Source organism: Albidovulum sp. (assembly GCF_049646345.1).
Taxonomy (GTDB): Bacteria; Pseudomonadota; Alphaproteobacteria; order Rhodobacterales; family Rhodobacteraceae; genus Albidovulum.
Map to the genome: position 1 here is coordinate 1 of NZ_JBARVQ010000354.1, position 10188 is coordinate 10188.

Below are 10188 nucleotides of genomic sequence, written 5' to 3' on the forward strand. Positions count from 1 at the left end.
GTGGTGACCGATCCAGAGGTGAAGGTGATCAAATGGCTGAAGATCGGCCCCTTCATCCGTCAGCATGACCCTGATTTCGAACCCGACGGCACGATCACCGTTTTCGACAACCATTCCGATGACAGTCTTGACGGCAACCGGGGCGGCGGCAGCCGGGTCTGGCGCATCGACCCGGCGACGGACCGGGCCGTGACGCTTTACGGCGGACGCGACGGGCAGCGCTTTTTCTCGCCCGAACGCTCGACCCATCAGATGCAGCCGGATGGCAATCTGATGATCACGGCGGCACAGGAAGGGAGGTCATTCGAGGTGACGCCTGCGGGCGATATCGTCTGGGAATACGTCAACCGCTACGACGATAACCGTGTGACATGGCTGCACGACGCCCAGACCTATGATCCGTCCTTCTTTACCGTCACCGACTGGACTTGCGACTGACGAACCGGGCCTTGTCGCGTCCCGACGGGTCAGTTGACTGCCATCCCGGCGCAAAGCGCAGGATCTCGCGTCCCGGGAAGGCGGCTTGCAGGGCGGTTTCGTCCAACGTGCCGGTATCGTGCAGAAAGATCGGCGCGTCTTCGCCCAGCCAGGGATCGTTCAGCATGAAGGCAGAGCCTTCATTGCCGGTCTTGTCAAAGATCACGACGGCATTGCCGAAGACACCTGTCGCGGCGGCGCTGCGGAATTCCGGGTGGAAGTCGCCATATTCGTGGTATTTCGCCACGCCGCGCCAGGGCAGGAAGACGCAAAGCCCGACAATGCACAGCAGCCAGACAACGGATTCCAGCCGGATCTTTCCCGTCTCATCCCCACCTGACAACCGTTCCTGCAACGCCTCGCAGCCCCGGGCGGACAGGTAGAAGATCGGGAAGGCGGCCAGAAACCAGTAGCGCGGTCCGAAATAATAGGTCTCGGCAAACCAGTAGAGCGCCATGACAAAGATCACGACCACCAGCAGTGCTGCCATTGCCCGGTCGAACCCGCTCGGCCGGATCTTCCACAGTATATAGGCGAAGAGCAGCGCCAGCGACCCCATGGGCCAGCCGAAAAGCTCCAGTTGCAGGCTGACCAGCAGGTTCACCGTGTTGATCATCGCCTCCAGAGGCCCATGGCCAACCCAGAGATCGAGCGCCCCCCAACTTCCCGGCGGACCGATATCGGGGCCGAAACCGAACGCATTCGCGCCCGGATGCCAGTGCCGGTCGAGGTATTGGCCAAGTGGCAGGGCAAAGGGTGATCCGGTGATCTGCGCGTTGAAGATCAAAAGCAGACTGCCCGCCGCGATACATCCCAGCGCATAGGGCAGGGCGCGCGTCAGACGCGTGCCGCGTTTGACCGCGAAAACCAGCCAAAGACCGGTCAGCCCGCCCATGATCACACCATCCAGCGGACGCGAACAGAAGATCCAGCCCATGGCAAGTCCGGCAATCCCCAGCCGCCACCAGCGGCCAGAGGCACCCTGTTCGACCCGCAGGATCATCCACCACGCGAGCAGGGACAGAAACAGCGTGAGCATATGCGGCATCAACGATCCGCCCGCCGCGATGAACCACGGTGAAAAAGCCATCAGGAGCGCGGTGACATCCGCCACGCCGCGCCCCGCCTTGGCCTTGGCAATCGCATGGGCGATCAGGACCGACAGCGCCGCCAGAAGCGGGTTCAGAAGCCACGGCACCCCAAAGGCCAGTGCAGGGGCCAAAGCCGCAGGCCAGCCGGGCAGGGTGGTCGAATACCAGCGCCCGTCGATCACCTCCAGAAGGTAGTAATCGAGCCCCGGCAAAGCCGCCGCATCGGGGGCAGGGACGGTGACACCGCCCCCCGCAAGGGTCCGCGCCTGAAAGAGATAGGCGACCTCATCCTCTACATGCGGCATCGCCTCAAAGGCAAATACGGCTAGGCTGAGGCTGGCAAGGGCGGCAATCAGCGCATGCACGATGGGGGAAATGCGATGGTTGCCGCTGACCGGACTTTTCACCTGCGCCAAGGCGATGAGAATTGCCAGATGGACGCAGATAAGTACCGCGCCGGCCACCACATGGGCAAAATAGGCTACACCCGCGCCCCGGTCGATATAGTTCAGGACCGGGACCGAGAAGGCGAAGGTCAGGCACAGGAACAGACCTGTGCGGATCGCGCCGAACCGTCCCAAAATGCCGAGAAACAGCGCCCGCATGTCGGTCCGGCCCAGCATTGCCGCTGCCACCGCCACCTCGCCCGCGATCGCAGCCAGCATGATCGCATCGCGCAATCCCTGCGGGCGCAGCCTCAGGGTCGGGAACCACAAAGGCTCGGTCAGGTAAAGCTGCGCACCGGTTCCGGTCGCAAGCGCGAAGGCCAGCACACCAAAGGCAACCGCCCCGCGCCGGAACGCGAAGCCAAGCACCAGCAATGCCACGGCCAGAACCGAAACCGCCCAGCGATCAAGCGGCGCCAGTTCCCGTGCGATTGGCAGAAAGAGGGCAGCGGACAGGACAAGAGGCGCGGCGATGGTTGCCGCATTTCCCCAAAGCCCCGACCAGGCCGGTCGGTCGGTCATCATGCCTTGCGTGTCGGGAATGACGTCACCGCACCCGACCGGGACGGGCTTTCAAACCCGTTCTCCTGGCCGATATTGATCAGTTCCTTTTCAATCACCGTCGGCCCGCCCCGCACCTGGTTGTGGATTGCCGTGATATATTCTCCCAGCATGCCGATGAACAGAAGCTGAATACCCGACAGGAAGAACAGGGCGACGATGATAGTCGTAGTCCCGCGCGGCGCGTCGCCAACCCCCATGAACCAGGCAATGATCGAAAAGAGCGAGAACAGGATCGAAAAGATCGCGATCCCGAAACCGACGAAGGTGCAGAACCGCATCGGCGCCTTGGTGAAGGCAAAGATCGCGTTCAGCGCCTGATCGATCAGCATCAGAAGGTTGTGCTTCGACACACCGCGTTTCCGCGCTTTCCAGGTATAGGGAATGATCACCTTCTTGAAGCCGACCGAGGCGATGATGCCGCGGATATAGGGATAGTGATCATTGTGGCTCAGGACCGCGTTCAGCACCTTGCGGTCGACCAGCTGGAACTCGCCCACATCGGGCGACAGCTCGAATTCCGAGAGCCAGTTGACAATGCGGTAGAACGCCTTGCGGGCCGAACGCAGCACCAACCCCTCTTCGCGGGTCGATCTTGCGCCGGCGACGATGTCATAGCCGCTTTCCCAAAGCTTCACGAATTCCGGCAGGTGTTCTGGCGGGTCCTGAAGATCGACCGGCAACATGCACAAAGTCGCATCACCCGTCGCATGGCGCAGGCCGTTGAAGGTCGACTTGTAGACACCGAAATTGCGGGCATTGACCACGATCTTGACGCCCGGATCCGTCGCCGCGATTTCGCGCAGGATCTCGACCGTGCGGTCGGATGAGGCATTGTCGACAAAGATATGTTCGCGCTCATAGCCCGGCAGGTCGCGGTCAAAGATCGCCTTTACTGCCTCATAACAGGCAGTGACGTTGTCCTCCTCGTTAAAACAGGGGGAGACGATAGAGATTCGTTGCATCGCTAAAATACCACTTTCCTTAATCCGAAATGGATCACCACCTGCCCGGGTTCCGGGGCGGCAACCCCCCTGAGTCGAGCCCTAACACCTTATAGTATCGACATATACTAGCACCGAAAACATGGCTGAATCGACCATAACAGGCTGGGGAGGGCGCTGAAATACCGGGATTTCAGACCCATTGTCGTCCGAAAAGATACATTTCCTGCGGCGTTTCGCGAATTTGGCCCGTCAAAGGTCGTTTCGCCCTGTGCACAGAGCCTTTCGTGTTGCGTTAAATGAATTCCACCGCTCAGGCTATAGTCCCCCCACTTCAAGGAGGATTTCGATGCCGCTGACCATGAACAAGGACGTCTTCATCACCTGCGCCGTGACCGGTTCGGGCGGCACTCAGGACCGCAGCCCGCATGTGCCGCGCTCACCGAAAGAGATCGCCGAAAGTGCGATCGATGCTGCCAAGGCGGGCGCTGCCATCGTTCATTGCCATGTGCGCGACCCCGAAACGGGCAAGCCCTCGCGCGATCCCGCCCTTTACCGCGAAGTGACCGAACGCATCCGCGATGCCTCTGTCGATGCCGTCCTGAACCTCACCGCCGGGATGGGTGGCGATATGGTGTTCGGACCCACGGAAAGCCCGCTACCCTTGCAGGCGGGCACCGATATGGGCGGGGCCACCAACCGGATGGAACACGTCGCCGACTGCCTGCCCGAGATCTGCACCCTCGACTGCGGCACGATGAATTTTGCCGAGGCCGACTATGTGATGACCAACACGCCCGGCATGCTGCGCGCGATGGGTCAGATGATGACCGACCTTGGCGTCTGCCCGGAAATCGAGGCCTTCGACACCGGCCATCTTTGGTTCGCCAGGGAACTGGTGAAGGAAGGCGTGCTGAATTCCCCCGCGCTCGTGCAGCTTTGCATGGGCGTGCCCTGGGGTGCGCCCAATGACCTCAACACCTTCATGGCGATGGTCAACAACGTGCCCACGGACTGGAACTGGTCGGCCTTTTCCCTGGGCCGCGACCAGATGGCCTATGTCGCGGCCTCGGTTCTGGCGGGCGGCAATGTCCGGGTGGGGCTTGAGGACAATCTCTGGCTTGGCAAGGGGCAGCTTGCCACCAACGCCCAGCTTGTCGAACGCGCGGTGACGATCATCGAGAATATGGGCGCACGGGTCATCGGCCCGGATGAGGTGCGTGCGAAACTGGGGCTCACCAAGCGCGCGCCGAGGGCGCGTTAAGCGGACAGTTTGACGGTTAAACTTGCCATACACTTTGCCGACGTTTTGCCGACGCATGGCAGACCGGCCTGAATGAAGGAAAGACCATCCCATGACGCGCAAGGCATGTATCATCGGCGGGGGCGTGATCGGTGGAGGTTGGGCTGCCCGCTTCCTGCTCAACGGCTGGAACGTTTCAGTCTTCGACCCGGACCCGGAGGCAGAGCGCAAGATCGGCGAGGTGCTGGCAAATGCACGCGCGGCGCTGCCCGCCTTGTCCGACGTGCCGATGCCCGCCGAGGGCAAGCTGAGCTTTGCCAGCAGCATCACCGAGGCCGTGGAAGGCGCTGAATACATTCAGGAATCCGTCTCTGAGAGGCTTGACCTGAAACACCGCGTTTTCGCGCAGATCCAGCAATCAAGCCATGGCGTGCCCATCGGCTCCTCCACCTCTGGCTTCAAACCGTCAGAGCTTCAGGAAAACGCCGCCGACCCTTCGACGATCTTCGTCGCCCACCCCTTCAACCCGGTCTACCTTCTGCCCTTGGCCGAGATTGTTCCAAGTGCGAAGTCCGACGCAAAACTTATTGATAACGCAAAGGAAATCCTGCGCGAGATCGGCATGTTCCCGCTGCATGTCCGCAAGGAGATCGACGCCCATATCGCCGACCGTTTCCTAGAGGCGGTCTGGCGCGAGGCGCTCTGGTTGGTCAAGGACGGCATCGCCACGACCGAGGAAATCGATGAGGCGATCCGCATGGGTTTCGGTCTGCGCTGGGGTCAGATGGGGCTTTTTGAGACCTACCGCGTGGCGGGCGGCGAAGCGGGCATGAAACACTTCATGGCGCAATTCGGTCCCTGCCTGCAATGGCCCTGGACGAAACTCACCGATGTCCCTGAATTCACGGAAGAATTGGTCGATCTGATTGCCGGTCAATCCGACGCACAGTCAGGCCAGTATTCCATTCGAGAGCTTGAACGCATCCGCGACAGCAACCTCATCGGCTTCATGCGCGCCCTCAAGGACCGCAACTGGGGCGCGGGCAAGGTCTTGCTCGACCATGATCAACGCCGCCGCGCAGCGTTCCACGAGGCAGGCGAGACGGGCCGGGGCGCGCCGATGGTCATGGCCCATATGCAGGTTCTGCCGGGTTGGATCGACTATAACGGCCACATGACTGAAAGCCGCTATTTGTTTGCGGCATCAGAAACTTCGGACGCGTTTCTGAGGTTGATTGGCGCTGGTATGGACTATGTCGAAGCAGGGCACAGCTATTACACCGCCGAGACCCATATCATGCATCTGGGCGAAGCCAAGCTCGGCGACCGGTTGACCGGAACGCTCCAGATCCTGTCCTCGGATGAAAAGCGCATCCATGTCTTTATCCGCATCCAGCGCGGCGATGAGGTCGTGGCAAGCCTCGAACAGATGTTCCTCCATGTCGACATGAAGGCCGGCCGCGCCTGCCCGGCCGCCCCCGACGTGCTTGCCAGGCTCGCCCTCTTCGCTGACGCCCACAAGAACCTGCCGCGCCCCGATGCAGCAGGCCGCTATACCGGGGAGCGCCGGAAATGACCCGGCGCGTCCTGATCACAGCCGGGGCGAACGGGATCGGCCTTGTCATGGCGAATGCTTTCGCTGCCACCGGGGCCGAGGTCTGGGTGACGGATGTCGATCCCGCCGCTTTGAAGGCCGTCCCCGAAGGCATTCGTGCCTCATTGGTCAACGCTTCGGACGAATCCGATATGGCGGCATTCTTTAATGAAGTGAAGGGTATATGGGGCGGAATTGATGTTCTCTGCGCCAATGCCGGGATCAAGGGGCCGACGGCTTCGGTCGAGGAGATGCCTCTCGATGAATGGCGCGATTGCATCGCCGTCAATCTCGACGGCGCGATGCTGGCGGCGAAATACGCGGCCCCGCTGATGAAGGCGGCGGGCAAGGGCGTGATGCTGTTCACTACTTCCACTGCCGGCCTCTACGGTTTTCCTTACCGCGCGCCTTATGCAGCGGCGAAATGGGCCGTCATTGGGCTGATGAAAACCGTTGCGATGGAACTTGGCGCCCATGGCATCCGCGCCAACGCCATCGCCCCCGGTTCGGTCACGGGCCCGCGCATCGACCGTGTCTTTGAAGCCGAGGCAGCGGCCAAGGGCATGACCTACGAACAGGTCCGCGATGGTTATGCTTCGGGCACCGCACTTGGCCGCCTTTCTGACCCCGAAGATATCGCCAATATGGCGATCTTCCTCGCCTCCGACGCCGCCCGCATGGTCTCAGGGCAGGTCCTGACCGTGGACGGCTTCACCATCAATCCCGACCCGAAGGTGTGACATATGGATTTCGGACTGACAGACGAACAGAGGATGATTGTCGAGACAACGCGCGCCTTCGTCGAGAATGAGCTTTATCCGCATGAGCTGGAGGTCGAGCGCAGCGGCCACCTCTCGCTCGACCTGATAAAAGAGATACAGGCCAAGGCCATAGAGGCCGGCCTTTACGCCGCCAACATGCCCGAGGACGTGGGGGGCGTGGGCCTCGATACGCTCACATGGCTGCTTTACGAAAAGGAACTGGGCCGCGCCAATTACGCGCTCCACTGGACCTGCGTCGCGCGCCCCTCGAACATCCTTCTGGCCGGGAATGAGGAACAGCGGCAGCAATACCTCTACCCCTGCATCCGGGGCGAGACCTGGGATTGTCTTGCCATGACAGAACCCGGCGCGGGGTCGGACCTGCGCGGCATGAAGGCCTCGGCGCGGCAGGATGGCGACGACTGGATCCTGAACGGCACCAAGCATTTCATTTCTCACGCGGACATAGCCGGGTTCACCATCGCCTTCATGGCGACGGGCGAGGAGATGACGCCGCGCGGCCCGAAGAAAAAGATCACCGCCTTTTTTGTCGACAAGGGCACCAAGGGCTTCACCGTGCGCGACGGCTACCGCAATGTCAGCCATCGCGGCTACACGAACGCGGTGCTGGAATTCGACGATTGTCGGGTGAACAAGCGCCAGATCCTCGGCGAGGTTCACAAAGGCTTTGAAGTGGCAAACAGCTGGCTCGGTGCCACCAGGCTTCAGGTCGCCTCCACCTGCCTTGGCCGCGCCGAACGGGCGTTGGGGCACGCGGTCGAATACGCCGCCGAACGGGAACAGTTCGGCCAGAAAATCGGTAAGTTTCAGGGAATATCCTTCAAACTCGCGGATATGGCGATGGAACTTAAAGCAGCTGAACTGCTGACGCGGGAAGCGGCGTGGAAATACGATCAGGGTACGGTCACGGAAACCGACATGTCGATGGCCAAGCTGAAGGCGACCGAAACACTTGCGATGATTGCCGATGAGGCGATCCAGATCCATGGCGGCATGGGGCTGATGGATGAATTGCCGCTTGAACGCATCTGGCGCGACGCCCGCGTCGAACGCATCTGGGAAGGTACCTCGGAAATCCAGCGCCACATCATCAGTCGCGAACTGCTCCGGCCGCTCGGTGCCTGAAACTTTCTAGCCTCCGGCGGGAGTATTTATGAACAGAAGAAGTAACGGTCGGTTAACCATGTTCAGCCAGTCTGACACAGCGGTACAGGCGGGAGCGCCGATGACCGCAACAGGAGAAGGCACCCCGTCGCCCATATCGGGACGGGGTGCTGATCTGTATTTCTTCTGTTCGAAAATACTCTCGGGGGTCCGGGGGCAGACAGCCCCCGGCGCGCGCGGCCAGCGGGGAGGCTGGGTATGAGCCGCGACCTCAGCCGCCTGCTCAGGCCCCGCTCCATCGCCGTTATGGGATCGGTCTGGGCCGGGAATGTCATCGAGCAATGCCGAAAGATGGGGTTTCAGGGGCCGGTCTGGCCGGTTCATCCGACAAAGTCTGAAATCGGCGGCCTGAAGGCCTATCCCTCGCTCGCCGCGCTGCCTGAAGCGCCCGATGCCATTTTCATCGGCGTCAACCGCCATTCGACTGTCGAGGTCGTTCGGGAGCTTGCCGAAATGGGGGCAGGCGGCGCGATCTGTTTCGCTTCGGGCTGGACCGAGGCGGGCGAAGCGGGGCTACAGGCCGATCTTGTCCGGGCGGCGGGTACGATGCCCATTCTCGGGCCGAACTGCTACGGGCTTATCAACTATCTCGACGGCGCGCTCCTCTGGCCAGACCAGCATGGCGGACGACGCGTCGAAAAGGGCGTGGCACTGCTCAGCCAGTCTTCGAACATTGTCATCAACCTCACCATGCAGGCGCGCGGTCTGCCGATTGCCTATGTCGCCTGCCTTGGCAATGCCGCGCAGATCGGGCTTGCGGAACTGGCAGATGCGCTCATGGCCGATGACCGGGTCACGGCCATCGGCATGTATGTCGAGGGGATCGACGATGCCCCGGCCTTTGCCGCCCTGGCCGAGGCGGCGCGGGCGGCGGGCAAGGGTGTGGTCTGCCTCAAATCGGGCAAGACCGAAGCCTCGCAGGTTGCGGCGGCGTCGCATACCGCCTCGCTCGCGGGCGGGGGGGCGGCGTCATCGGCATTCTTGCGGCAGGCGGGGGTTGCAGAGGTCAACACGCTTCCGGAACTCATCGAAACGCTGAAAATATTTCACGTTCATGGCCCCCGGATCGGCACCCGCCTTTGTTCGCTCTCCTGTTCGGGTGGCGAGGCGGGGCTGGTCTCGGACCTGGCCGCGCCGCTGGCGATCGATTTTCCGCCGCCGAGTGCGGTGCAGCGGCAGGCGCTTGGTGATATCCTCGGGCCGATTGTCACTATCGCCAACCCCTTGGACTATCACACGTTCATCTGGGGCGATGGACCGCGCACCCAAGCAGTCTTTACCGAAATGCTGACGGGTTACGATGCCGGTATTTTCGTGATCGACCCGCCGCGCCCCGACCGTTGTGACCCATCCTCGTTCCAGCCCGCGCTCGACGCGATTGTCGCGGCCGGAAGGGCCACGGGAAAGCCCGCCTTTCCGGTGGCCTCGCTGCCCGAGAATTTCGACGAGGAGCGGGCGATTGACCTGATCGGGCAGGGCACCGTACCGCTGATGGGGCTGCAGACGGCACTTTCGGCCTTGAAAGCAGCCCAGACGATGCCGGGTCGGCCGGGCTGGCGACCTTTGCCCGAGATCCCGCAGCGTCAGACGCGGATGCTGGATGAGGCTGAGGGCAAGGCTCTGCTCAATGCGGCCAATGTCCCGATCCCGCGCGGAGTTATCGGGACGACGTTGCAAGAGGCTGCCGCCAAGTCGGTGGATCTGACGGCACCTCTGGTCCTCAAGGGGCTTGGCTTCGCGCACAAGACCGAAGCTGGTGCAGTGCGCCTTGGTCTGACCTCGCTCGACGGGCAGGCCGTGATGCCGGGTGCCTCGGGTTATCTGGTTGAGGAGATGGTAACCGGCGCCGTCGGTGAGGTCCTGTTGGGTCTGCGCCGCGATCCGGT

8 protein-coding genes are annotated in these 10188 nt (G+C 62.0%); 6 read left to right on the forward strand and 2 right to left on the reverse strand.

From position 1 onward, the window contains the following. Positions 1 to 438: arylsulfotransferase family protein (locus WBB85_RS08845; protein ID WP_432638257.1), on the forward strand; the 438-nt coding region annotated here is incomplete at its 5' end. Here the strand turns inward: WBB85_RS08845 and WBB85_RS08850 are convergent. Then, on the reverse strand, positions 416 to 2536 hold the full coding sequence (locus tag WBB85_RS08850) for a glycosyltransferase family 39 protein (protein ID WP_432638258.1): 2121 nt from the start codon (positions 2534 to 2536) through the stop codon (positions 416 to 418). The genes WBB85_RS08845 and WBB85_RS08850 overlap by 23 nt on opposite strands. Further along, on the reverse strand, positions 2536 to 3540 hold the full coding sequence (locus WBB85_RS08855) for a glycosyltransferase family 2 protein (RefSeq protein ID WP_432638259.1): 1005 nt from the start codon (positions 3538 to 3540) through the stop codon (positions 2536 to 2538). The genes WBB85_RS08850 and WBB85_RS08855 overlap by 1 nt, the downstream gene beginning before the upstream one ends. 328 nt (positions 3541 to 3868) lie before the next feature. Between WBB85_RS08855 and WBB85_RS08860 the strand changes: the two genes are divergently transcribed. The 5 genes from WBB85_RS08860 to WBB85_RS08880 all read left to right on the forward strand — a co-directional run. Then, positions 3869 to 4783: a 3-keto-5-aminohexanoate cleavage protein gene (locus WBB85_RS08860; protein ID WP_432638260.1), complete on the forward strand. Its 915-nt coding sequence runs from the start codon at positions 3869 to 3871 to the stop codon at positions 4781 to 4783. A 91-nt stretch (positions 4784 to 4874) separates the two neighbouring features. After that, on the forward strand, positions 4875 to 6338 hold the full coding sequence (locus WBB85_RS08865) for a carnitine 3-dehydrogenase (protein ID WP_432638261.1): 1464 nt from the start codon (positions 4875 to 4877) through the stop codon (positions 6336 to 6338). Beyond that, on the forward strand, positions 6335 to 7096 hold the full coding sequence (locus tag WBB85_RS08870; RefSeq protein ID WP_432638262.1) for an SDR family oxidoreductase: 762 nt from the start codon (positions 6335 to 6337) through the stop codon (positions 7094 to 7096). Before WBB85_RS08865 ends, WBB85_RS08870 begins: the two co-directional genes overlap by 4 nt. A gap of 3 nt (positions 7097 to 7099) precedes the next feature. Continuing rightward, positions 7100 to 8263 carry an acyl-CoA dehydrogenase family protein gene (locus tag WBB85_RS08875; RefSeq protein ID WP_432638263.1) on the forward strand — a complete coding sequence of 388 codons (1164 nt, stop codon included), beginning with the start codon at positions 7100 to 7102 and terminating at the stop codon, positions 8261 to 8263. A 237-nt stretch (positions 8264 to 8500) separates the two neighbouring features. Beyond that, positions 8501 to 10188: CoA-binding protein (locus WBB85_RS08880; RefSeq protein WP_432638264.1), on the forward strand; the 1688-nt coding region annotated here is incomplete at its 3' end.